The sequence below is a fragment of the Aeromonas sp. s5 genome (assembly GCF_040907865.1).
GTDB lineage: Bacteria > Pseudomonadota > Gammaproteobacteria > Enterobacterales > Aeromonadaceae > Aeromonas > Aeromonas dhakensis.
The window spans coordinates 55,532-78,582 of sequence record NZ_JBFOCO010000025.1 but is presented as its reverse complement, the minus strand read 5'-3'; the positions used below and the strand labels follow the sequence as shown (position 1 = coordinate 78,582).

The following is a 23,051-nucleotide window of genomic DNA, read 5'->3' as shown; positions in this document are numbered from 1 at the left end:
GTCTCATCTGTATGACACGAACCGGTTGAGGGGAGGGAAGCACCATGTGGCATGATGCGTTTCACTTCGACTCCCTGGTGTGGGATGGCCCCATCGCCATCTACCTGTTCCTGCTCGGCATCTCGGCCGGCTCGGCCACCCTCTCGGTGCTGCTGCGCCGCCAGGGGGCCGGCAGCGAGAGTGGCATCATCAAGGCGACCGCCATCCTGGCGCCGGTGAGCGTCGTGCTGGGGCTGCTTATCCTCATCTTCCACCTGGCCCGTCCCTGGACTTTCTGGAAGCTGATGCTCCACTACCAGTTCGACTCCGTGATGTCGATGGGGGTCATGCTGTTTCAGGTCTACATGGCGGTGCTGTTCGCCTGGCTGGCGGTGGTGTTCCGGGCCGAGATCGAGGCCCTGCGCCGACGTCTGCTGAGCGACAGGCTCGCCTTTGTGAATGGGTTGATCGGCTGGCTCGCCCGCCTCGAGCGGCTGCTGGCGCCACTGCTGTTGCTGCTGGCCGTGCTGCTGGGTGCCTACACCGGCTTTTTGCTCTCCGCGCTCAAGACCTACCCCATGCTCAACAACCCGATCCTGCCGGCGCTGTTTCTGGTCTCCGGCATCAGCTCGGGGGTGGCTTCCACCATCTTGCTGGCGGTCACCCTGTTTCGGGAGGATGGTCACAGCCAGGGGGTGAGCTTCGTGCACCGCTTCGAGCGGCCCATTGTCGCCATCGAGCTGTTCCTGCTGCTCTGCTTCTTCACCGGCCTCTACTTTGGTGGCGGCCAGCGGGAAGCGGCCATGTGGGCGGCCATCGGTGGCGGCTTCTGGTCCCAGGTGTTCTGGTTCGGGGTCATCGGGCTGGGGATCCTGCTGCCCCAGTCGCTGGGGCTGGTGGGCAGTCCGGCCAAGGCCCATCAACCGGCCCGGTTGGCGCTTATCTGCAGCCTGAGCCTGGTGGGGATATTGCTGCTGCGCTACTTCATCCTCTACGCGGGGCAGATGACGGTGATGTAGCCGTTAAGCAGGCAAATTGCAGGCAAACAAAAGGCGGGATCTTCCCGCCTTTTGTTTGCCGCCAGCCGGCTGGATCAGATCAGCGCGCGCTGCTCGAGGCGCTGCTCGCCGGGGCGACAGACCAGCACCGAGCCCTGCTCGAACCAGTCCCCCAGCACGATGCGCCGGGCAGGCGCGCCGTCGAGTTGGAAGTCGTGGATGGCCGGTCTGTGGGTGTGGCCGTGGATCATCATCCGGCAGTCGTGTTGGCGCAGCATCTCGTCCACCGCCGCCGGCGTCACGTCCATGATTGTCTGGCTCTTGTGGGCGTTTTCCATCTGGCTCTGGCCGCGCATCTTGTGGGCGATGGCCTGGCGGCGCGCGAGCGGCAGGCGCAGGAACAGCCAGCGCAGCCACTTGAGCTGGGTGATGCGGCGAAACTTCTGGTAGCCCTCATCCAGGGTGCAGAGCAGATCGCCGTGGCTCAGCACCACCCGCTCGCCGTAGAGCTCGATGACGCACGGGTCCCCCAGCAATGTCATGCCGGCGCGCTTGGCAAAGGCCTGGCCCAGCAAGAAGTCGCGGTTGCCGTGAATGAAGTAGAGGGGCACCCCCTGCTGGCTCAGGGCCGCAAAGGCGTCAGCCACCTCGCTGTGGAGGGGATTGGGATCGTCGTCGCCAATCCAGAATTCAAACAGATCGCCCAACACGTAGAGGGCATCGGCACCGGGGGCGTCGTGCGCCAGAAAGCGCACCAGGGCGGCGGTCATGTCGGGCCGCTGGGCACACAGGTGAATGTCGCTGATAAAGAGGGTGCTCATGAGAAAGTGCGCTGGGCCCTGTTGAGGTGGCTGGAAGTGGAATTGGAACTGGTATTGGAGCTAGCAGTGAAGTGGGGACCTGTCGTCCTCGGCTGCCACGCCAGTGGGGCAAGCTCGCCGCCCTCCAGGGTGAGCAGCGCGGCATACGGGTCGCCGGCAAGGCCCAGCAAGTGGCACATGGCCGCTTCCCCTTTGAGCCCTTCCTCGAGGCGCAGGCGCAGCACTTGGTGATAAAACACCGCGCCGAACTGCTCAAGCAGTGCAGCCATCAGGCTGAGGTGGCGCCAGCCGTTGAGGCGCTCGAGGGGATCCGGGGTGAGGTAGAGCTCAAGGGGCCAAGGGTGGCCATCGGCGCCGGTAACGGTCTGCTCGGCTAGCCAGATGTCAGCACCCTTTTGCGCAACCCGCCAGCCTTGAGCGGCTAGCGTCGTGGCAAACGTGGCCGGGTCCGGGTGGCGGCAGACGATGTCGAGATCGCTGCCGGGCCTGTCGAGCCCGATGGCGACCGTGCTCACCAGCGCCAGATCGCTGCACTGCGCTGCCAGCGCATCCCACACACCGGCTGTGAGCAGGGCATGGGCCGAGCGCTGATGTGGGTTGCCGTGGGCCAGGTAATCGAGACGGCGCCAGTCGACGGGGCCGGCCTTCGCAGATGGAAAAACTGCGGCCGGGGCCGCAGTCAATTCATCTCGCAGAAGGCAGAGATCACTCGGCAAGGGTCACCTTGGTGATCACGACGTCTTCGGTCGGCACGTCCTGGTGGATGCGGCCGTAGTTACCGGTCTTGACGCCCTTGATCTTGTTGACCACGTCCATGCCGGCGGTCACTTCACCAAACACGCAGTAGCCGAAGCCCTGGGTGGTGGCGGATTTGAAGTCGAGGAAATCGTTGTTGTTCACGTTGATGAAGAACTGGGCGCTGGCAGAGTGCGGCTCCATGGTGCGGGCCATGGCGATGGTGCCGACCTTGTTGGACAGGCCGTTGGCCGCTTCGTTCTTGATGGGGGCGCGGGTGTCTTTCTCTTCGAAGCCAGGGGCATAGCCGCCGCCCTGGATCATGAAGCCGTCGATGACGCGGTGGAAGATGGTGTTGTCGTAGTGACCGTCACGGCAGTATTGCAGGAAGTTGGCCACGGTTTCCGGGGCTTTTTCAGCGTTCAGGGTGAGGGTGATGTCGCCGTGATTGGTGTGCAGAGTGACCATGATATGTCCTTTCATTTGATGCGGGCGACCAGGTGCCCGCAGGTGTATGGCATAAAGTGGTGGCAATTCTAGCCCATCAGGGCCCTGCGGCATAGATGGTGCGCCTGATCCGGCACGTTTTCTGCCTCGTTTTCTACGCGCGATGCGGGTAGAATGGCAGGCCATTTTACTCACAGGCAGTGGTCATAAGATGCTGAAGATATACAACACACTCACTCGTCAAAAAGAAGAATTCAAACCTATCCACCCGGGCAAGGTGGGCATGTATGTGTGTGGCGTCACTATCTACGATCACTGTCATATCGGCCACGGCCGCACCTTCGTTGCCTTCGACGTGGTGGCTCGTTACCTGCGCTACAGCGGCTATCAGCTCAACTACGTGCGCAACGTCACCGACGTGGACGACAAGATCATCAAGCGCGCTGCCGAAACCGGCGTCACCTGTGACGACCTGACCGAGCGCCTGATCGGCGACATGCACGCCGACTTCGACGCCCTCGGCATGGTGCGCCCGGACGTCGAGCCGCGCGCCACCCAGCACATCGGCGAGATCATCGAGCTGGTGCAATCCCTGCTGGATAAAGAGCACGCCTACGTGGCCGACAACGGCGATGTGATGTTCATCGTCGACTCCTACGCCGACTACGGCAAGCTCTCCGGCCAGGATCTGGAGCAGCTGCAGGCCGGTGCCCGCGTCGACGTGGTGGATGCCAAGCGCAACCCGCTCGACTTCGTGCTGTGGAAGATGTCCAAGCCCGGCGAGCCGACCTGGGACAGCCCCTGGGGCCCGGGCCGTCCTGGCTGGCACATCGAGTGCTCCGCCATGAACTCCAAGCACCTTGGCAACCACTTCGACATCCACGGCGGCGGCTCCGATCTGCAGTTCCCGCACCACGAGAACGAGATCGCCCAGTCCTGCTGCGCCCACGGTGGCGACTACGTCAACACCTGGATGCACAGCGGCATGGTGATGGTGGACAAAGAGAAGATGTCCAAATCCCTTGGCAACTTCTTCACCATCCGCGACGTCTTGGCCCACTACGACGCCGAAACTGTCCGCTACTTCCTGATGTCTGGCCACTACCGCAGCCAGCTCAACTACTCGGAAGACAACCTCAAGCAGGCCCGCGCCGCGCTGGAGCGCATGTACACCGCTCTGCGCGACCTGCCGGCGGCCGCTGCTGCCGGTGGCGACGAGCAGGTGGCCCGCTTCAAGGAAGCCATGGACGACGACTTCAACACTCCGGAAGCCTACTCCGCCCTGTTCGACCTGGTACGCGAGATCAACCGCCAGAAGGGTGAAGACATGGCCGTTGCCGCCGCGTTGGGCGCCCGTCTGCGCGAGCTGGGCGCCGTGCTTGGCATCCTGCAACAGGATCCGGATGCCTTCTTGAAGGGTGATGAAGCGGATGAGGAGGTCGCCGAGATTGAGCGCCTGATCTCCGAGCGTAACCAGGCCCGCGCCGACAAGAACTGGGCTGCAGCGGATGCCGCCCGCAACCGTCTCACCGAGATGGGCATAGTGCTGGAAGACAGCGCCGGCAAGACCAGCTGGCGCCGTGCCTAAGACCGGTTGTCCTGTTGCTGGCAACAGGTTGAGCCAATAAAAAAACCGCAGCCATTGGGCTGCGGTTTTTGTTTGTGTCTCTTCCCTCGATACCTCTTAAGCCTCTGTGCTCTGTTTAAGCCTCGGTGGCCTGCGCTCTGATCCCCTCTCCCCTTGCGGGAGAGGGTTAGGGTGAGGGGGCTAACCTCCTTGGCTCGCCTGTCTGGCGAGCAAGCCGAGGGTTTGGCTCTCAGCCTAAAAGAGGCGAGGGCGCTGCCCTCGACAGGATTGCGCCCGCCCTTCGGGCTGGGGCGAGTGACTTTGGAAAGACCGCTCTCTTTGGCAAATAACACCAAAAGTCTTCTCCCCCGGCAAACCGCCCGCTTCGCGGGTTCCCTCGTCTCGTTCAACGGGTCGGCGCGGAGCGCCGCAGACGGCACTTTGGCCTACGCCATCCCTGGCTTCGGCCAAAGCCCGCTTCGAACATCCTTGTTCTCGCGCCAAATCGGGGTCGAGCAGTGCTCGCCCTGATCCGATTTGGCCCCTGTGTCGGCTGCAACATCATCTATGGTGGCGATCCTGACCATTGAACTCGACTCGGCGGTTTGCAGGGGGAACCAATACCGTGCCCGCCCGTGGCTTTATCTTTCTGGTCGACTGTTTATTACGCCGTAGGAGGAGATCTGTGCAAGGGGTTGGCTAAATAGTGCTTTATTTGGGGTAGAAGCATGTTTGGGGAATATAAATTGTATGGAGATGGTATTCACCTGACAGTTGCCCACAAAAGGGAGTGGTCATACGGCTTCAAACCGGATAACAAAACGGTACCCCTACCGTGTTATCTGGAGTCACCGCATGACCACCAACGAGAAAGTAGCACGTCGCAAACTCAGCCTGCTAGAGCTCGCCAAAGAGCTCAATAACGTCAGCAAAGCCTGCAAGCTCATCGGATACAGCCGCCAGCAGTTTTACGAAATCCGGCGCAACTACCAGACCTATGGCGCCGAGGGCTTGCTCGACAAACTGCCCGGCTGTAAAGGGGCTCATCCCAACCGGGTCGCTCCCGAGATTGAGCAGGCCATCCTCGATTACTCACTGACCCAACCTACCCATGGCCCGTTGCGGGTCGCGCAAGAACTCGCTCTGCAAGGCATCAACGTCAGTGCGGGTGGCGTGCGTGGCGTGTGGCAACGTCACGATTTGCTCTCTAAACACGACCGTTTGTTGCGCCTCGAGAAAACTCACCGGGAGCAGACGATTGAGCTCAATGACGAGCAAATTCGCCTGTTAGAGCGCTTCAGTCCCGAGTTTCGCGAACGCCAGATTGAGGTCCACTACACCGGGGAACTGGTGGCGGTCGATACCTTCTTCGTCGGTGTACTCAAGGGGGTTGGCAAGGTGTATCTGCAAACCGTGCTGGACTGCTACAGCCGCCACGCCTGGGGGCGGCTCTACACCAGCAAGCTGCCGGTGACCTCGGTCCATGTGCTCAATGAAACTGTGTTGCCGTTCTTCGAGGCTCACGAGGCGCGGGTCTACACCATCCTGTCGGATAACGGACGTGAGTTCTGTGGGCGCCCTGACCATCATCCCTACGAGCTGTTCCTGCAACTGGAGGGGATTGAACATCGGACAACCAAGGTGCGCAGGCCGCAGAGCAACGGCTTTATCGAACGGCTGCATCGTACCCTGTTGGATGAACACTTCCGTATCAAGGGGAGAACGACCTGGTATGAGTCGGTGGAGCAGATGCAGACAGATCTGGACAGTTACCTGGAGCACTACAACACCCAGCGGCCACATCAGGGCAGGATGATGGAAGGACAAACGCCCTACAGCATGTTCAAGAAGGGTCTGAAATTGATACCGAAGGAAGTGCGCACTAAAGTAGCGTAAACAAGACACCGGTTTGAGGCCGGTGTCAGGTGATAACTAGATCTGTACATATAAATAAAAACCGCAGTCCTAGGCTGCGGTTTTTATTTAAATTAGGTCGTTGACTCAGATTATTAATCCATGGTTTCCCCTAAACTCTTTATCTACCAAAGTAAAGTTTTCAAGCTGTAAAGATTTCCAATCCTCTTCTTTAATGTGTTCAAGAAGGATGATTTGAAAACCGCCTAAATGATTCATTTCGCTTACGAAGTCATTAAGTTCTTGTAATGCTGCATTTAAACTAATTGTATCAACAGCATGTTTGTCATTACTCGAAAGGTATGGTGAACTAGGTTGATCTATGATAAGAAAAGATGGTAGCCATTTTGTATTATTCAGTCTTGCAACATGATGGAATGCCATGAAAAACGCAAGGTGAATATACATGTAGTTTGACGCACTCCCTATATCAGGCATAAATTCAAACTTGTTTTCTAGTTCGTTAAATAAATTGATAACTCGTTCTTTTTCATTATAGAATGCTGTAAATCCTTCATACCCCTTTAGTTTCATTCTTGATAAGTGTTGATTTATTAACTCGTTTAGTTTCTTCTCTGAAACCTGATACTTAACATCTGTCTTTATCGAAGATTGGACATCTTTTATCTTCTTTTTAATCGCTTTCAGTTGGCTTTCGAAATCATTGTGTTCTTGTTTTCCTAGACGTTTCAACCGTTCTTCTAAGCGACCCATAAAGAGATAGAAGTCTTTTGCATTTTTAATTTTTATGGGGGAAATAGCTAATATTTTATCTTCAACTTCCTCTATGAGTTTGTTGTTTTGTTCTATTTCCGATTGAAGTTCAATGATAAAGGGGGCAACATTATTTTTATCAATTTCATTTCTTATTTTTAAAAGCTGTGAGTGTAATTCCTCAACCACAGCTGTAGCAATATCTGAGTCAAAGATATTATGTTTAATGATATTGGCTGTTGGAAGTAATGCATCCTCGATTTTCGCTCTATTATTTAGGTTCGTTTTTCCTAAAAATGAAATGTATTTCTTTTGCTTTGATTTTAAACGATATAGCTGAGACTTTAAATCGATAAAGGAGGTTTCATCATTACCATTTAGATCTGCTTTTTCGGTTATTTCTGATAGTTCACGAAAGAGGGATGGGACGTCTTTATCCTGTGTGCTTAGTAATCCTAGGTGCTCAGCCTCATAAGCAAGGGCTTTTATTTCATCAGAGAATATAAATTGATTCTTCTCATAAGATGCCTTTTTTTGTTCGATTTCATTTTCTTTTTTTATCAGCTGAGCCAAAGTGCTTTTGGCCACAGATGTTTTTGCATCTTCAACACCTAACCCCATTCGATAAACTCTTTGAATGGTTTCTTGAAAACGCTCATCTTCTGGCTTTATGAATAAATAGCTAGGCGATGTGACTGTATTTTGATCCTGATAACAGAATGATAAAAAATTTCTAAATGAGACTCTTTGGCCTGCCTTGATATTTCTCCCGCCATATGGAATTATTAGATTTGGATCAATGCCAAATAACCGATTGAGTAGCCCCTTTAGGTTGGCCATTGTTATATTCTCAATCGGTTGTGACGGGATTTCACCATGAGCATTGTAATATATACTGTTTTCACCAGAGGTTCCAATGGCCCCTCTGGCAATAGTTACTGTAGTGCCAAGGATATTTATCCGAATGCCATACCAATATACATTGGAGTCAATATTTGTTTTGGATATTCCTTTTGAAGAGGATGACAGTAAACAATAGTCAACAATAAAAAGAATTGATGACTTCCCTTTTCCAGGATCACCTGTTATGACGTTTACTTTATTCTTCTTAAATTCTAAGTTTCGTATTGAACCGTCACGTTGCCAGAGAATTATATTTTCGAGTTGAATGCTGCTCATATTAAATAACACCTAAAAGTTGATATAACTCACTTTCATCTTGATCAATAAATTGAGAAATGTTAACCGCACTGGTCATATACTCTTTAAATAGATGACCATTGTTTGTTTTTTTAATCTTTAAAGATTTATCTAGATAGATATAACCAGATTTAATGTTAATGCACTCTAATTCATGAGACATGATAATTGTATTAACTGCTCTTGTTATTTCATCTCTGTATATAAGTGTGAAATCATAAAAGATGGTCGGATTAGAAAGAATGAAGTCTTGTAGGCTTTTTATTTTTCTCTTTCTTTTTAGTGACGCTCTCGTTTTATTATTATAGGTGAGTGCAAGTGATAGAGTCGCTTTTGATATAGATAGTTTTTTGTTTTCCGTAGCTTTAAGAAGCTCAGTTAAAAAAAGGCTTCCAAGCAATTCATTTTTAAGGATGTTATCAATGGCCATATTTTGACTCCCAGTTCTCCTGCCACCCTATTTCTGGTTTATCAGATAATTCAATTAGTTTTCCATTGGATATATCGGAGGGTATGATTGTTGACCTTATATTTGAATCTATATCCATGGACTCGAATAAAATACAGCGTGAGCGTTCTAATTCAGATAGATTGTTGTATTGATTTTTCCTAAAAATTTTTCTCCATTTTGCTTTCAATTCGCTATCTAAGTTATTGTTTTCAAACTCTAGCATTTCACCATTATCTATCAGTTCTCTAAGAAAGCAGTAAGAGCGGATGTATGACATTCCGTAATTGTTAATGTCTTCTTTAGTGATATCGATATCTTTTAATTGCGATACATAAATCCCTTTAACAAATGAAATATTCTCTGGTACTTCATAGCTATAAAATCTTTTTATATTAATATCTGGAGTTCTTATTTCTTGAAGAAGAAGATTAAAGTTGATATACCCTTTCCGAAACTCTTCGTAGCTTATTTCTACTTTTTGTCCTGACAGAACTTTTTCAAATTTGTATGTTTTTATTGAGCCAAGAAGATGGTCTCGTATAAAGTTTAATTTTTGTTTGGGGACCGCATAATAAGATAGTGAAATATCAATGTCATTTAAAATGGTGTCATTATCTTCTTCAATATAAAGTCGGCCTATGATGAATCGTAAATTTTCTTGAGATAATGAGAATAATGGCTTTGTATATTTATAAATCGGATTTGGGCTTTGTTTAGAGTCTTTTTTTTGTTCGGATAGTTCAACTTCATGACATATTCTATTTATTCCCTTAAGAATAAGCTCTATATCCTTAGTTTCTTTTTTCAGTTCTAGCATTAATGGTTGATTACTTATGCCTTTACTTGTAAAGATAATGAATTTTATATTTTTATCTTTATACTGATGGTTGTTACGAATTAATTCATCCCAGTTATACAATGTTTTCCAGAGATCAATGTCTTTTTCAGAAAGATTTTTGCTATTAATTGAGTGTTTGACTTGAATTAAGTCGAGTGTGTTTGATACTGAATCAATGTGTATATCATCAATTACTTCAAGACCAACTTTCTCAGATGGTTTCATATTTAGTAAGTAATTAAGAAAAACAAGGTCTTGGTATTCAAAGCCAAGTTCAGTTTTGTCAGCCAATGTGTTGTTCATTGGTCCATCCTATGTCAATAATTTCAATATTTATTATGGATTTAGGTCCGATTGGTGAAGCGTAATCGGACGTTCGAGAAATAAGGTAGTTATCACTATGAAGAATTCACTATCGGGCCTTTAATATAAGGTCGTTCCTCGATTGGAAGGTGTACCGCTTGCTGCTGTACTCATATTAATTTTTGCCATGTCGATTGTGCTTGTTGCATAGGTGCGACAATTTGGCCTTGCCATGGGATGGGCGAGGGGCTGGATCAGAGATAACAACCCTCCCGATCATTGTCCCGAATACATTGGGTTCGGTTAACTGGCCTCGGAGTTGAGGATTCGGGTTTTTGCCCCCTGTTGTTCGCCGAGGTGTGGGCACAAGGTCAGGAGCGCCGTCATGGACGACGGCGCAGACGCAGGCGGTACAGGGATGTACCGTCTGCGTCGTTCCACCAGACCTTTTGCCTGAACCGAGGGAACCCGACGCAGGAGGGCGAATAAGCGGGGGTGGCCTTTCTTTTGGTGACTTTTCTTTGGCCACGCAAAGAAAAGTCACTCGCCCCAGCCCGAAGGGCGGGCGAAACCCCGTCGAGGACGGCGTCCTCGCATCCTGCATGGCGAAGCCATGCTATTTACACGTGGGACGACACATCGCAAATCAATGACGTTACCCGACCCCTCACCCTCACCCTAACCCTCTCCCGCAGGGGGAGAGGGGATGGCTACCGTGGTGCAATGCGCTTCGCTTATTGCACCCTACCGTTCTCCCGCAGGGGGGAGAGGATGGTTACCGCGGACGATTACGCTTCGCTAATCGACCCTACTCGACCCTACTCGACCCGATTCGACCTTACACATTGCCTAAAGCGTCGTATCCGCATGGGGGCATGGGCAAAGCCCCGGAGGCTGACGGGGCACCCGTCGAGGGTGAAACCCTCGTACCTTGCCGCAGGGGTGGGAGACCGGCTGGGCTCCGCCAAAGACGCTGCCGCCCCTGACTGTCGCCGCCACCTTGCGCCCTTGACCATCCATGAATACTCGGGGCCAACAGAGGCCCATGATCATCTTACGGAACCCGCCTCGGCGGGGCCATCCAAATCCATGAAATTAGTGATGCAACCATCAGAATTAAATGGTTTTTCTCCTTTGCTGCAGAGTAGCAACCGGCGGTTGACCCAGGTTCGGTGTGTGATGGAAGGTGAGCCCCAAGCCCCAAGCCCCAAGCCCCAAGCCCCGAGCCCCGAGCCCCGAGCCCAGCTGATAGCCGAGCGTAGATACGGGGATGTGTTGCAAGCCGAGAGCTGAACCGAGTGGCGAGACGAGTGAGGGGAATGGCAGGGGAGCGCCACGAATAAAGGTGGTCAGCGACAGGGGCCATCAACGATACCGAGCTCGCTTGAGCGCCATCGGCAAGTCGCCGCAGCCAAAAGCTTCGCACGACAGGCGCCGCTTGCTTCGGCAGTGGGCGCTGATTACCCCTTAGAGCGGGTCATCTCGCGTTGGCTGCAAACGGAGCACGTTGCTGGACAATTGAGGGTCGTTCGGCGACAAAGGGCGGCAAAAGCGCAGAGATAGCGCCGCGATGGGGGCGGGCGGCGGGTGAAGGGGCTATGGTTTCAGGAATAGACATGCAAGCAGGGAGGTGTGCATGGACAGAATATTGCAGGCGTTGTCGCTGCAAGTGACCGGGGCGCGGGATCTGGAGAGCCTGACCCGCCCGCTGCTGGAGATGCTCGAAACGGTCACCGGGCTCGAATCCACCTATCTGACCGAAATCGACCTTGGTCACGACACCCAACATATCCGCTATGCCCGCAACAGCGCCGACCTGCAGATCCCCGAGGGGGCTTCGGTGGCCTGGGGCGATACCCTCTGCCGGCGGGCCCTCGACGAGGGGCGTTTCTACACCGACGATGTGGCGCTCTGCTGGGGAGATTCCCAGGCGGCGCAGGCCCTTGGCATTCGCACCTATCTGAGTTGCCCGGTGCGCACCCCCTCCGGCTCCCTCTATGGCACCCTGTGCGCCGCCAGCGCCGAGCACAAGCCGCTGACGGCGGGCTCGGATCACCTGATCGCCTTTTTCGCCCGGCTCATCGCCGAGCAGGTGGAGCGCGAACAGCTGCTGCAGCAGCTGCAGCAGGCCAACAACGAGCTGTCGCGCCAGGCGCTGAGCGACCCGCTGACCGGGCTACCCAACCGGCGGGCACTGATGCACGAGCTCAACCGCCTCTTTTCGCTGGCAGAGCGGGTCGAACATCCGCTGTTGATAGGCTTTATCGATCTCGACGGCTTCAAGGCCATCAACGACACCCACGGTCACGATGCGGGCGACCTGCTGCTGCAACGGGTGGCGGCGGCGCTCTCCTGCGTGCTGCGCGGCGGCGATCTGCTGGCGCGGGTGGGGGGCGACGAGTTCGTGGCGGTGGGGATGGGGCCGCCGTGCGACGAAGAGACGCGGGAGGCGGCGGTGCAGGGCTTCCAGCGCCGGCTGTTCGAGGCGAGCCTGGTGTCGCTCGAGCTGCCCGCCGGAGTGCTCCATTATGCCGGCGCCAGCGTGGGGGTGGTGGCCACCGATCCGGCCCTCAGCACGGTGGACGAGGCGCTGAGGCTGGCCGATGCCTGCATGTACGAGGTCAAGCGCCAGCGCCGCCGGCCGAGCTGACGGGCAGGTGAGACAGGTAAACAAAAGGGGCCCCGCTGGGCCCCTTCTTCATGCCGCCCCTCAGCGGGCGGGGAAGTACTTGCTCTGGATCTGCTGGAATTCGCTGCTGGCCAGCACCTGGGTCAGGCCGCTCTGGAACTCCTTGACCAGCTCGTCGCTCACCGGGTGGCTGAAGGCGAAGCAGAACTGCTCCGAGCTCAACATCCAGAACACCTTGAACTGGGCGGGATCCAGCTGCTGGGAGGCGATCAGATCCAGCATGGTGGTCTTGTTGGTGGAGATGAGATCGACCCGGCCCGAGGTGAGCATCTTGAGCGCCTGGGGCAGGCGGTTGGCCGGCAGGATCTTCTGCTCGTCAAAGCCGTTGTTGAGCAGCAGCTGCTCCCCCACGTCGGCCCGCACCGCCCCTATGTTGTACTGCTGGGCATCTTCCAGCCTGGCTATCTTGACCGGGTTCTTGGCCAGCCCCATCAGCACGATCTCGGCGTAGCCGATGGGGCAGGCCCACTTGAACAGGGGATCCCGCGCCTCGGTGCGGGCGGTGGAGAAGAGCACCACGTTGGGTTTCTGGGTCAGCAGGTAGTAACCCCGCGCCCAGGGCATGATGGTGACGGTCTGCGGCGGAGTGTTGGTCTTCTTCCACACCTGCTGCAGCAGTTCGACGGCGAGCCCGGTGGGGGCGCCCGCCTCGTTGGAGAAGTTGTAGGGTTTGTACTCTTCGCTGAGGTAGTGCAGCTTGCCAAGCTCGGGACTGGCCTGGGCCAGGGTGGCAAACACGAGTGCGGCGAATCCGGTCCATTTTTTCATTTTGGCCATCCTGGTGGGGTGTTGCGTCACTCTCAAGTGTTATCAAAGCCGGCCAAATCGCCAGCCGTGGCACGGCTCACGGCATGTATTGGCGCCGCAGCGCCTGATAGTCCGGCGAGGCGAGCGCCTGGTTGAGGGCGCGCTGAAACTGCTTGATCACCCCGTCATCCACCTGGCGGCTGAATGCGTAGCAGAGCTCTTCGGCATCCAGTACGAAGGCCACCGTGAACGCTTTGGTATCGAGCTGCAGCTCCTTGATGGCGTCGTAGCCCGCCAGCTTGCCGGTCGCCAGCAGATCGGCGCGGCCCGACACCAGCAGCTTCAGCCCCTGGCTCAGCCGGTTGGCGGGGATGATACGGTTCTCGTCCATGCCGCGGTTGAGCAGCAACTGCTCGGAGGCATCGGAGCGCACAGCGCTGATGCGGTAGTCGTTGATCTGCTCGACGGCACTCAAGGTAATGGGGCGGCGCTTGTAGGCCAGCAGCACGTACTCGGCGTGGCCGATGGGGCAGGCCCACTTGAACAGGGGGTCGCGGGTGTCGGTGCGGGCGGTGGAGAAGAGCACCACGTTGGGTTTCTGGGTGAGCAGGTAGTAACCCCGCGCCCAGGGCAGGATACGGATGGGCTGGGGGGGCGTCTGGGTGTTTTGCCAGATGCGCTGCAGCAGCTCCACCGCGAGGCCAGCGGGCTGGCCGGCGGCATCGGTGAAGTTGTAGGGGGGATACTCCTCGGTCAGGTACTCCAGCTTGCCGAGCTCGGCCTGCGCCGTGCCAAGGCATGACAACAGCAGCAGACAACCGAAAAAACCTCTCCTCATGGGCAATCCTTGGCGTAGCGCGGGCGATCATCTTGCCCAAGTGTGGGCAAAAAAGCCTGATATTGCCAGCAGTTACCAGCGCGCTCTGGGGTTGCCCAGCGGTTTTAGCTGCTCATCGCGCAGCCCCACCAGCAGGGCCTTGCCGCTCTCTTGCAGGCGAAATTCGCCGTAGCGCGCCGCCTCGTACTGCTCGCCAGTGCCCTCCTCGAAGAAGTAGGCATCGGGGCCGATGCGCCACTGACCATCGCTTTGGCGCACCTGCAGCCGCCGTTCATCCCGGGCCAGCTGATCCGGCTTGTCCCCTTCCACCCAGCTGGCGACCTGCTGCTCGTCGAGGCGGATCACCAGGGTATCGGCGGGGGCCTCGTCGTGGCGCCGGTTGCCGAGCTGGCGGGCGAGTTCGTAGTTGAGGCGCATGTAATCCCCCTGCATCAGGGAGCGCGGGTCGACCGGGGCGAGGCGCAGCAGCACCACCTCGCCACTGCTCATGGCGTGCTCGTAGCGCCAGACGGTGACATTGATGGCCGCCAGGATGGCGAGGCCGGTCAGCAGCAGGGCGAGTCGTCTCATGAGGGGCTCCGCGGGCTCAGCCGTTTGAGCAGCTGGCGGGCGCCGAGCAGCAGGGCGCCCGAGCCCAGCAGCAGCCAGGATTTGGTCATCAGGGTCAGCCCCAGATCGTAGTAATAGAGGGAGCCAAAGCCGACCAGCAGCAGGCCGGCCAGGGTCATCAGACCGACGCTGCCGGCATAGAAGCCGAGCACCAGCACCAGGGCGCCGGCCCCCATGCCGGGGATGAGGGCGCTGAGCAGCACCAGCGGCAGTCCGTACAGCAGCGGCAGTTTCAGCCTGATCATGAGCCCCAGCAGCAGGGCGGCGCAGAGCAGCGGGTTGAGCCAGAGCGGCAGGCGGGAGTGGCCCAGCTCGTCGAGCATGCTGGCGCCGCCCTCCCACAGCGGGTAGTGCAGGCGTCCCAGCACCAGCAGGGAGAGCGCCAGCCCCAGGGTGAGGGACTCATAGAGCTGATGGCGAGCTGGATCGCGCTCGGCCTGCAGCCAGCAGAGGGCAACCGCTGTCATCACCAGCGGCAGGGCCAGCAGTTGCAGGCCGAGGCAGGCGAGGCCAAGGGTGAGCAGAATGGCGGCGGCGAAGCTGTGGAACAGCCGGATCAGCCAGTGCTCGAACAGGGCGGCGATGGCCAGCGACAGCAGGGCGAGGCCGAGCCAGAGCGGGGCCGAGTGCAGATCCAGCCGATCGAGCAGGCCGTAGAGCAGCCAGGCGTCGCCGGCCAGCGCCAGCGCCAGCACGAACTGATCCCACAGATCGCTGCGGGTAGCGAAGCGGTTGAGGCAAAAGGCGATGGCCATCAGCACGACGCCCATCAGCAGGGCGCTGTCGGCATCCCGGGTGAGCTGGGAGAACGACATGAACAGGAAGAACAGCAGGAACAGGGCGGCAATCCAGCCCACCATGCCGAGCAGAAAGCGGCTCGACCAGTGGGGCTGGTCGTCGCGGGGGGCATCCCCTTCCACCAACCGGGCCTGTTGCAGTCGCTGCCAGGGGGTCAGGTCACTCATGGGACCTCCGTTGTTGCAGCCAGCGGCTGGCGGCCACCGACAGGCCGATGGCGATGAGGCAGAGCAGCAGGAAGCCGTCGACGTCCGGCTCCATCCATTTGCCGAGCGCGGTCAGCAGCACCACGATGAGGCTCAGGCAGCCCATGGCGAGCCCGGCGATGAACCTGTGGTGCCAGCGCAGGTAGGCGGCCGCCAGCCAGCCGAGCCAGGCCGGCCAGACCCAGGGGGAGGCGGCATCGAACAGCGCCAGCAGGGTCAGCAGGGTGACGCCGAGCCCGGCGGCCAGCCCCGCCAGCCAGGAGGGCATCAGCCGGTAGTGAGCGGGCACCAGCAGCAGTATGCCCCAGAGGGCGGCGTTGAACAGGGTCAGGCTCCAGCCGAGGGCCTCCTCGTTGAAGGCGAAGAAGAAGTTGAACAGGCCGAGCCGCCAGTAGAGCACCAGCGCCAGCTGACCGAGCAGCCAGCTCAGGGTCCACAGCAGCGGGCTCTGGCCGAGCGCCGCCAGTGGCAGCAGCATCAGCGCCCAGGTGGCGAACAGCTGCCAGGGATCGGCGCCGGTCTGGTAGGTCTGCCCCACCAGCGCCAGCAGAGCACCGATGTTGAGGGCGATGGCGAGCAGCAGCGCCTGGCGCTGGCTGTCGGCGAGGGGCTTGCGCCACAGCAACAGCAGCATGGCGAGCAGTGGCAGCTCCAGCAGCGCGAGGCGCGAGAGGCGGCCGAGCTCCTGCCAGTTGAAGGCGACGAAGAACACCAGACCGGCGCCGAGGCACAGGCTGCCGAGCCAGAGCAGCAGCCGATCGAACAGCCACTGCCAGCGGGCAAGGCCGGGGGGCAGCTCGCACAGGTCGAGGGCGGCGGGCAACTGGGCCCGGTCGAGACGCCCGCGCCTGACCCAGTCGAGCAGCGTCTGTCTTGAGGTGAAGTGCATGGGATGCTCCATCAGGTTTGCCGCATTATGCCACGGCCATGGCGCCGGTTGGCAGCCCCCGTCTGCGGGCGCTGCCGGCCCGATATGCGGGCAGCAAAAAGCCCCGCCAGAGGACGGGGCTTGCTTGCAAAGAGACGACATGGGCGCGGGAGTGGCGTCGGCAAGTGCTCACCCTTGCCTCGCCACCTTCTAATCCGGCCGGGTCAGGCGAACAGCAGGGTGCTCACCCCGAGGCCCACGAACAGGATGGCGCAGGCGATGCGGATCCCCTTGAGGGGCAGGCGATCGGCCCCCAGCTTGCCGAGCAGCACCACCGGCACGTTGGCCAGCATCATGCCGAGGGTGGTGCCGGTGATGACCTGGGTCAGGGAGTCGTACTTCGCCGCCAGCAGCACGGTGGCGATCTGGGTCTTGTCGCCGATTTCGGCGATGAAGAAGAGCACGAAGGTGGCCATGAAGGGGCCGTATTTGTCGAGCGGGCTCTCCTCGTCGTCCATCTTGTCCGGCACCAGGATCCAGGCGGCCATGGCGATGAAGGCGCCGGCCACCAGGTAGGTCATCACCTTGGGGTCGAGCCAGCGGCTGATGAACTCGCCAAGCCAGGCGGCGCCAGCGTGGTTGAGCAGGGTGGCTGCCAGCATGCCGGCGATGATGGGCCAGGGCTTGCGAAAACGACAGATGAGCAACAGCGCCAGCAGCTGGGTCTTGTCGCCGATTTCGGCGATGGCCACGCTGAGGGTTGAGGTTAACAAGGCTTCCATAAAAATGACCGGGGGACGGAATTGTTATACCTGAGACAAGCCTGCGCCATCCGTCCCCGGTATTGGCACTGGCCCGTCAAAGGTCTTGTCAAATCCGCGGCTGGCGTGGATCACCCTGACCATGGTGAGTTGGCACCAAGTATGTTGATCAGGGTCGCGAACCGGTTTGGGGCCGGCTGGCGAGACTACTCCCCCTCGATGGGAGCGGGCATTCTAGGGAAAAAGCGAAAGTGACGCAAGCCGGGCGGCGTCGGGATCAGCCACCCACCAGCTTGACGCTGAAACCGGCCTTCTCGAGCTCGGCCTTGATCAGATCCCGTTTGTCCCCCTGGATCTCGATCACTCCCTCTTTGAGGCCGCCGCCGGTGCCGCACTTTTTCTTGAGCAGGGTGGCGATGCTCTTTTGCTGTTCGGCCGGGACGCCGTGGATGGTGATGACCCCGGCACCCTTGCGCCCCTTGGTTTCGCGGCGGATGCGCACCACCCCGTCGGTGGGGAAGGGGGAGGCGGATTGCGGCTGGCTCTGTTCTTTGATGATGCCGCCGTCCGTGCTGTAAACCAGGCGGCTGTTGTTGTCGTGACTCATGGCAGTTATTTGTGAGTTAGCTAAGCGGAGTTTGATTTTACTCAAATAAGCGTTGAAAACACGGATTATAATGCCCCAAGTAAAAGAGAATTATTATTGTTTAACTTCAGGAGTCAGTCATGGTACTCGCGCAGTTGTCACCGGGACAGAGTGCTCGCATCAAGAACATGAATCAATTGACCCGTCCCCTGCGGCGCAAGCTGATGGTGATGGGCTTGTTGCCCCAGACTGAAGTCATCTATTTGCGCGCGGCCCCGCTCGGGGATCCGCTGCAGATCCAGTGTCAGGGGATCTGCCTCTCCATGCAAAAAAGCCTTGCCCAGCAAATCGAGGTCGAGCCGGTATGAACTACTCCCTGGTAACCGTCGGCAATCCCAATAGCGGCAAGACCTCCCTGTTCAACGCCCTGACCGGGGCCCGCCAGCAGGTGGGCAACTGGAGCGGCGTCACCGTCGACAAGAAGATGGGCGAATTCAGTGCCCAGGGCCACGACTACAAACTGATGGACCTGCCCGGCATCTACAGCCTGGCCAACCAGGAGGGGAGCCTGGACGAGCAGATCGCCAGCCGTTTCGTGGAGGGCCAGCAGCCGGATCTGCTGCTCAACGTCATCGACGCCGCCAACCTGGAGCGCTCCCTCTACCTCACGCTGCAACTGCGCGAGCTGGGGCTGCCCATGGTGGTGGTGCTCAACAAGATGGACATCCTGCAAAAGCGGCGCATCACCATCGACGAGAGCAAGCTCGCCAAGACCCTCGGCTGCCCGGTGGTGGCCCTCTCGGCCCACAATCGCCAGCAGGTCGCCACCTTCAAGAACCAGATCCAGCAGTTTATTGGCCAGCCGCAGCCGGCGCTGTTGCTGGACTACGGTAGCGAGTTGGAAAAAGATCTGGCGGAGCTTGAGACCCTGCTTGCCCCGCACCACCTTACCGCCCGCGGCCGCGCCCTGCGCCTGCTGGAAGAGGATGCGGTGATGCAGGAGACCCTGCTGCCCGGCCAGCAGGCCGCCGCCGCCAACGTGGTGGCCCGCGCTCACCACGGGCAGGACGTGGATCTGCAACTGGCGGATATCCGCTACGGCCACATCCACCAGTGGGCCGCCCAGGCGTGCCAGCAGAAGGGCAAGCTCACCGCGGCCCAGAGCGAGCGGCTCGATCGGGTGCTGCTCAACCGCTGGTTCGGCATTCCCTTCTTCCTGCTGGTGATGTACCTGATGTTCATGTTCGCCATCAAGGTGGGCAGCGCCTTCATCGACTTCTTCGACATCATGGGCGGCGCCCTGTTTGTCGATGGCGTCCACCACCTGCTGGGGCTCATCCAAGCGCCGGACTGGCTGGGTGCCATCCTGGCGGACGGCTTCGGGGTGGGCTTGCAGACCGTTGCCACCTTCATCCCTGTGATCGGCTGCCTCTACCTGTTCCTGGCGGTGCTGGAGAGCTCCGGCTACCTGGCCCGCGCCGCCTTCGTGGTGGATGCCCTGATGCGCCGCCTCGGCCTGCCGGGCAAGGCGTTCGTGCCCATGCTGATGGGCTTTGGCTGCACCGTGCCCTCGGTGATGGCGACCCGCACCCTCAACTCCGAGCGTGAGCGGCTGATGACCTCGGCCATGGCCCCCTTCATGTCGTGCGGTGCCCGTCTGCCGGTCTACGCCCTGTTCGCGGTGGCTTTCTTCCCCGAGTCGGGCCAGAACCTGGTGTTCGGTCTCTACCTCATCGGTATCCTGGTGGCGGTGCTCACCGGCCTGTTGCTGCGCAGCACCCTGCTGCCGGGCAAGAGCGACTCCATGCTGATGGAGATGCCGGACTACGAGTGGCCGCGCCCGGTCAACGTCGGCATCAAGACCTGGCAGAAGCTCAAATCCTTCGTGTTTGGCGCCGGTAAAACCATCGTACTGGTGGTCGCCGTGCTGAGCGTGCTCAACTCGCTCGGCACCGATGGCAGCTTCGGCCACCAGGATCAGGAGAGCTCGGTGCTGAGCAAAATTAGCCAGGCGGTGACCCCGGTGCTGCACCCCATCGGCGTGCGCGATGACAACTGGCAGGCCACGGTCGGCATCGTCACCGGCATCTTCGCCAAAGAGGCGGTGGTCGGTACTCTCAACAGCCTCTACGCCGGCAGCGGCGACGGGGAAGAGGAGGCGAGCGAGTTCTCCCTGGTGAACAGCTTCCAGGAAGCGATCGCCGCAGTGGCCACCAATCTGGCCGACATCGACCCAACCGACCCCATGGGGCTGGCGGTGGGCAATCTGGATGACCAGCAGGCTGCCGCCGAGGCGCAGGAGGTGGACGTCTCCACCTACGGCAACATGCAGAGCCACTTTGACGGGGCGGCTGGTGCCTTCTCCTATCTGTTGTTCGTGCTGCTCTACATGCCCTGCGCCGCCGCCATGGGCGCCCTGGTACGGGAAACCGGCCGCCAGTGGGCCCTGCTGACCGCCGCCTGGTGCAACTACATGGCCTTCATGTGCGCCACCGTCTTCTATCAGCTGGCCACCTTTGCCGCCCACCCCGAACAGAGCCTGTTCTGGGTGGCGAGCTACGGCCTCTCCCTGCTGCTGCTCTGGTGGCTGGGCCGTCGCCACGGCGACATAGTGGCGCGCAAGGTGGTGGCCCTATGATCCTGCGCGAGCTGGGGGAGTACCTCGCCGCGCAGCAGAAGGCGAGCCGGCGCGAGCTGGCCCGCCACTTCCACACCTCGGAAGATGCGGTGGAGGCCATGCTCGGCGTCTGGATGCGCAAGGGGCGGGTCGCCAAGCGGGAGACTCAGGTGTGCGGCGGCTCCTGCTGTGGCAAGAGCCAGGAGGTGATGTTCGAGTGGTGCGAGCCGGGTCAGATTGGTCTGGTGCAAAAGGGCTGAGCTCACGCCCGATAGCCTGCATTCGAATATAAAAAAAGACCCGCCGCTGGCGGGTCTTTTTATTGGCGCGTGTTCGCCCTGTTCGCTGGATTGGCGTAGAAGGGGGGGCAGATCAGCGCCCCGGCCAGCGCTGGCCCACCTCGGCGTGGCGATACCAGGCCATCAGCGCCTGCTGGCCCTGAATGTCATCCGCTGCCGGTGACCAGGGGGCGAAGTCCTCTTCCCGAAAGGGGGCGTAGGGGCCGTGCTTGACCTCGAAGATGACGGCGCCGGGATCCAGAGAGAGCACCGCATGCCAGCTGGCGACCGGGGTCTCCAGCACTGAGGTCTCTTCCCCCAGCACGGCGCGAGCAATGACGGTCCCTTCATCATCGAAATTGAGCACCACGAAGCGCCCTTGCAGCGAAGTCAGCAGCTCCCAGGTCTGCAGGTGGCGATGGGGGCGGATGTAGGTACCCGGCTCCATGGCGATGGCCAGGCGCTGGATGGGGTCGGCCAGCTCCTGATGCAGGTTGTGGTTCATGCGCAGGCGCGGGGAGTGGGCGGCCTCGTCGGCGAGGCTGGCAAGGCGGGCAACATCCAGTTTTTTCATATGCGATTCCATGGTGAGACGAAGGCAAGAGCCGAGGGCAGAGTAGCACGCACCGGGGGCGGCCGGACAAGGCGCGAGCGGTAAGCAAATGTAAAAAGGGAGCCGACAGGGCTCCCGCTTGCCGGCGCGGCGGCATCACAGCCTGGCCAGCATCTCCTGGGTGACCAGCACTATCCCTTGTTCGGAGCGGTAGAAGCGGCGGGCATCCTCGCTGGCGTTTTCCCCCACCACCAGCCCTTCCGGCAGCTTGCAGCCCTTGTCGATCACCACCCGGCGCAGCCGGCAGCCCGGGCCTATCTCGACACCGGGGAAGATCACCGCCTGATCCAGAGTGCAGAAGGAGTCGACCCGCACGTTGGTAAACAGCACCGAGCTCACGATGAAGGAGCCGCTGACGATGGTGCCGCCGGCAAACATGGAGTTGATGGTCATACCGTGCTGGCCGTTTCTGTCCTGCACGAACTTGGCGGGCGGGGTCATGTTCTGGCTGGTCCAGATGGGCCAGTCCTGATCGTAGATGTCGAGCTCGGGGGTGACGGAGGCGAGATCCATGTTGGCCTCCCAGAACGAATCCACCGTGCCCACGTCGCGCCAGTAGGGGCGCTTTTGCGGGCAGCAGCCGACGCAGGACATGCCGAACGGGTGGGCGTAGGCGGTGCCCTCTTGCACCACCCGCGGGATCACGTCCATGCCGAAATCGTGGTGGGAGGCCGGGTTGGCGAGATCCTCTTCCAGCAGCTGGTAGAGGTAGTCCGCCTCGAAGATGTAGATCCCCATGGAGGCTAGCGCGGTATCGGGCTTGCCCGGCATGGCGGGTGGGTTGGCGGGTTTTTCGACGAAGGCGTTGATCTTGCGATCCCCATCCACCGCCATCACCCCGAAGGCGCTCGCCTCATCCCGCGGCACCTCGATACAGGCCACCGTGACCCTGGCCCCCATGTTGACGTGATCGAGCAGCATGGCGGCGTAATCCATCTTGTAGATGTGATCCCCCGCCAGCACCACCACATACCTGGGGCCGTGATCGCGAATGATGTCCAGATTCTGGTAGACCGCATCGGCGGTGCCGCGATACCAGGTGACCTCGTCCACCCGTTGCTGGGCGGGCAGCAGGTCGATGAACTCGTTCATCTGGTAGCGCAAAAAGGACCAGCCGGACTGCAGGTGGCGCAGCAGGCTGTGGGATTTGTACTGGGTCACCACTCCGACCCGGCGAATGCCGGAGTTGATGCAGTTGGAGAGTACGAAGTCGATGATGCGGAACTTGCCGCCGAAGTGTACTGCCGGTTTCGCCCTGTTGTCCGTCAACTGTTTGAGGCGACTGCCCCGCCCTCCAGCGAGAACCAAGGCCATGGTCTCGTTCAGCAACTGTCTTGACTGTGCTGTATTGGCAGGTTGTAACGACATTTAATACCCCTTTATTGATAGAACTCTTTGATGGTGCCTCCTTTGAAGCCGGTATGAAAGAGCTTTCACTCACACTTCTCGCATGGTTTTTCGGTCAAGTGATGGT

Annotated in this window: 22 protein-coding genes; 7 read left to right on the top strand and 15 right to left on the bottom strand. The window is 58.5% G+C overall.

All coding sequences use genetic code 11. The annotated features are described in order from the left end of the window. Nucleotides 1–44: 44 nt before the first annotated feature. Nucleotides 45–998: a cytochrome c nitrite reductase subunit NrfD gene (nrfD, locus tag AB5Y94_RS15615; RefSeq protein ID WP_368206118.1), complete on the top strand. Its 954-nt coding sequence runs from the start codon at nucleotides 45–47 to the stop codon at nucleotides 996–998. A gap of 74 nt (nucleotides 999–1,072) precedes the next feature. Here the strand turns inward: nrfD and lpxH are convergent, their stop codons facing one another. From lpxH to AB5Y94_RS15600, 3 genes are read right to left on the bottom strand one after another with little or no spacing between them, the layout of a single operon-like run. Beyond that, on the bottom strand, nucleotides 1,073–1,798 hold the full coding sequence (gene lpxH, locus AB5Y94_RS15610) for a UDP-2,3-diacylglucosamine diphosphatase (protein ID WP_368206117.1): 726 nt from the start codon (nucleotides 1,796–1,798) through the stop codon (nucleotides 1,073–1,075). Continuing rightward, entirely contained in the window at nucleotides 1,795–2,514 is a 720-nt protein-coding gene (locus AB5Y94_RS15605; RefSeq protein WP_368206116.1) for a DUF4269 domain-containing protein, read from the bottom strand. The genes lpxH and AB5Y94_RS15605 overlap by 4 nt, the downstream gene beginning before the upstream one ends. After that, nucleotides 2,504–3,001, bottom strand: coding sequence for a peptidylprolyl isomerase (locus AB5Y94_RS15600; protein WP_005302674.1), 498 nt, complete (start codon nucleotides 2,999–3,001; stop codon nucleotides 2,504–2,506). The genes AB5Y94_RS15605 and AB5Y94_RS15600 overlap by 11 nt, the downstream gene beginning before the upstream one ends. A gap of 190 nt (nucleotides 3,002–3,191) precedes the next feature. Here AB5Y94_RS15600 and cysS point away from each other — a divergent pair, with 190 nt between their 5' ends. Then, nucleotides 3,192–4,568, top strand: a complete 1,377-nt coding sequence (gene cysS / locus AB5Y94_RS15595) for a cysteine--tRNA ligase (RefSeq protein WP_024942402.1) — start codon at nucleotides 3,192–3,194, stop codon at nucleotides 4,566–4,568. A gap of 834 nt (nucleotides 4,569–5,402) precedes the next feature. Continuing rightward, nucleotides 5,403–6,443 carry an IS481-like element ISAs19 family transposase gene (locus AB5Y94_RS15590; protein WP_368206115.1) on the top strand — a complete coding sequence of 347 codons (1,041 nt, stop codon included), beginning with the start codon at nucleotides 5,403–5,405 and terminating at the stop codon, nucleotides 6,441–6,443. Between the two features lie 105 nt (nucleotides 6,444–6,548). Here the strand turns inward: AB5Y94_RS15590 and AB5Y94_RS15585 are convergent, their stop codons facing one another. The 3 genes from AB5Y94_RS15585 to AB5Y94_RS15575 are packed head-to-tail and all read right to left on the bottom strand — an operon-like array spanning nucleotide 6,549 to nucleotide 9,967. After that, a complete protein-coding gene (locus AB5Y94_RS15585; protein ID WP_368206114.1) occupies nucleotides 6,549–8,354 on the bottom strand; it encodes a DUF3732 domain-containing protein in 1,806 nt (601 codons plus the stop codon). Nucleotide 8,355: 1 nt separating this feature from the next. Next, nucleotides 8,356–8,805, bottom strand: coding sequence for a three component ABC system middle component (locus tag AB5Y94_RS15580; RefSeq protein WP_279974027.1), 450 nt, complete (start codon nucleotides 8,803–8,805; stop codon nucleotides 8,356–8,358). Beyond that, the gene (locus tag AB5Y94_RS15575) at nucleotides 8,795–9,967 is read right to left on the bottom strand and encodes an ABC-three component system protein (protein ID WP_368206113.1); all 1,173 of its coding nucleotides are present in this window, start codon (nucleotides 9,965–9,967) and stop codon (nucleotides 8,795–8,797) included. The genes AB5Y94_RS15580 and AB5Y94_RS15575 overlap by 11 nt, the downstream gene beginning before the upstream one ends. A 1,636-nt stretch (nucleotides 9,968–11,603) precedes the next feature. On the opposite strand from AB5Y94_RS15575, the gene AB5Y94_RS15570 reads away from it, so the two are divergent. After that, nucleotides 11,604–12,617 (top strand): diguanylate cyclase, encoded by a 1,014-nt coding sequence (locus AB5Y94_RS15570; RefSeq protein WP_368206112.1) that lies wholly within the window; start codon nucleotides 11,604–11,606, stop codon nucleotides 12,615–12,617. 60 nt (nucleotides 12,618–12,677) lie between these two features. On the opposite strand, the gene AB5Y94_RS15565 is transcribed toward AB5Y94_RS15570, so the two are convergent. From AB5Y94_RS15565 to AB5Y94_RS15535, 7 genes are all read right to left on the bottom strand, one after another. Continuing rightward, nucleotides 12,678–13,424 carry an ABC transporter substrate-binding protein gene (locus tag AB5Y94_RS15565; protein WP_005302657.1) on the bottom strand — a complete coding sequence of 249 codons (747 nt, stop codon included), beginning with the start codon at nucleotides 13,422–13,424 and terminating at the stop codon, nucleotides 12,678–12,680. Nucleotides 13,425–13,500: 76 nt separating this feature from the next. Next, nucleotides 13,501–14,241: an ABC transporter substrate-binding protein gene (locus tag AB5Y94_RS15560; RefSeq protein WP_226008711.1), complete on the bottom strand. Its 741-nt coding sequence runs from the start codon at nucleotides 14,239–14,241 to the stop codon at nucleotides 13,501–13,503. Between the two features lie 72 nt (nucleotides 14,242–14,313). Next, nucleotides 14,314–14,811, bottom strand: a complete 498-nt coding sequence (locus tag AB5Y94_RS15555; protein ID WP_368206111.1) for a GDYXXLXY domain-containing protein — start codon at nucleotides 14,809–14,811, stop codon at nucleotides 14,314–14,316. Next, nucleotides 14,808–15,815 carry a DUF4401 domain-containing protein gene (locus tag AB5Y94_RS15550; RefSeq protein ID WP_368206110.1) on the bottom strand — a complete coding sequence of 336 codons (1,008 nt, stop codon included), beginning with the start codon at nucleotides 15,813–15,815 and terminating at the stop codon, nucleotides 14,808–14,810. The genes AB5Y94_RS15555 and AB5Y94_RS15550 overlap by 4 nt, the downstream gene beginning before the upstream one ends. Continuing rightward, nucleotides 15,808–16,743, bottom strand: a complete 936-nt coding sequence (locus tag AB5Y94_RS15545; protein ID WP_368206109.1) for a DUF2157 domain-containing protein — start codon at nucleotides 16,741–16,743, stop codon at nucleotides 15,808–15,810. The genes AB5Y94_RS15550 and AB5Y94_RS15545 overlap by 8 nt, the downstream gene beginning before the upstream one ends. Before the next feature lie 203 nt (nucleotides 16,744–16,946). Next, nucleotides 16,947–17,504 (bottom strand): TMEM165/GDT1 family protein, encoded by a 558-nt coding sequence (locus AB5Y94_RS15540; RefSeq protein ID WP_010633534.1) that lies wholly within the window; start codon nucleotides 17,502–17,504, stop codon nucleotides 16,947–16,949. A gap of 256 nt (nucleotides 17,505–17,760) precedes the next feature. Next, complete coding sequence (locus AB5Y94_RS15535) at nucleotides 17,761–18,090, bottom strand: translation initiation factor (RefSeq protein WP_005302642.1); 330 nt, start codon at nucleotides 18,088–18,090, stop codon at nucleotides 17,761–17,763. Between the two features lie 119 nt (nucleotides 18,091–18,209). On the opposite strand from AB5Y94_RS15535, the gene AB5Y94_RS15530 reads away from it, so the two are divergent. From AB5Y94_RS15530 to AB5Y94_RS15520, 3 genes are read left to right on the top strand one after another with little or no spacing between them, the layout of a single operon-like run. Next, entirely contained in the window at nucleotides 18,210–18,437 is a 228-nt protein-coding gene (locus AB5Y94_RS15530) for a FeoA family protein (RefSeq protein ID WP_005302641.1), read from the top strand. After that, the gene (gene feoB, locus AB5Y94_RS15525) at nucleotides 18,434–20,707 is read left to right on the top strand and encodes a Fe(2+) transporter permease subunit FeoB (protein WP_368206108.1); all 2,274 of its coding nucleotides are present in this window, start codon (nucleotides 18,434–18,436) and stop codon (nucleotides 20,705–20,707) included. The genes AB5Y94_RS15530 and feoB overlap by 4 nt, the downstream gene beginning before the upstream one ends. Beyond that, nucleotides 20,704–20,946, top strand: a complete 243-nt coding sequence (locus AB5Y94_RS15520; RefSeq protein WP_005302637.1) for a FeoC-like transcriptional regulator — start codon at nucleotides 20,704–20,706, stop codon at nucleotides 20,944–20,946. The genes feoB and AB5Y94_RS15520 overlap by 4 nt, the downstream gene beginning before the upstream one ends. Before the next feature lie 112 nt (nucleotides 20,947–21,058). Here AB5Y94_RS15520 and AB5Y94_RS15515 read toward each other — a convergent pair whose 3' ends face one another. Together AB5Y94_RS15515 and glgC are read right to left on the bottom strand one after the other, a co-directional pair. Further along, nucleotides 21,059–21,538 (bottom strand): WbuC family cupin fold metalloprotein, encoded by a 480-nt coding sequence (locus AB5Y94_RS15515; RefSeq protein ID WP_010633537.1) that lies wholly within the window; start codon nucleotides 21,536–21,538, stop codon nucleotides 21,059–21,061. Between the two features lie 135 nt (nucleotides 21,539–21,673). Further along, nucleotides 21,674–22,945 carry a glucose-1-phosphate adenylyltransferase gene (gene glgC, locus AB5Y94_RS15510; protein WP_124250959.1) on the bottom strand — a complete coding sequence of 424 codons (1,272 nt, stop codon included), beginning with the start codon at nucleotides 22,943–22,945 and terminating at the stop codon, nucleotides 21,674–21,676. Nucleotides 22,946–23,051 lie beyond the last annotated feature (106 nt).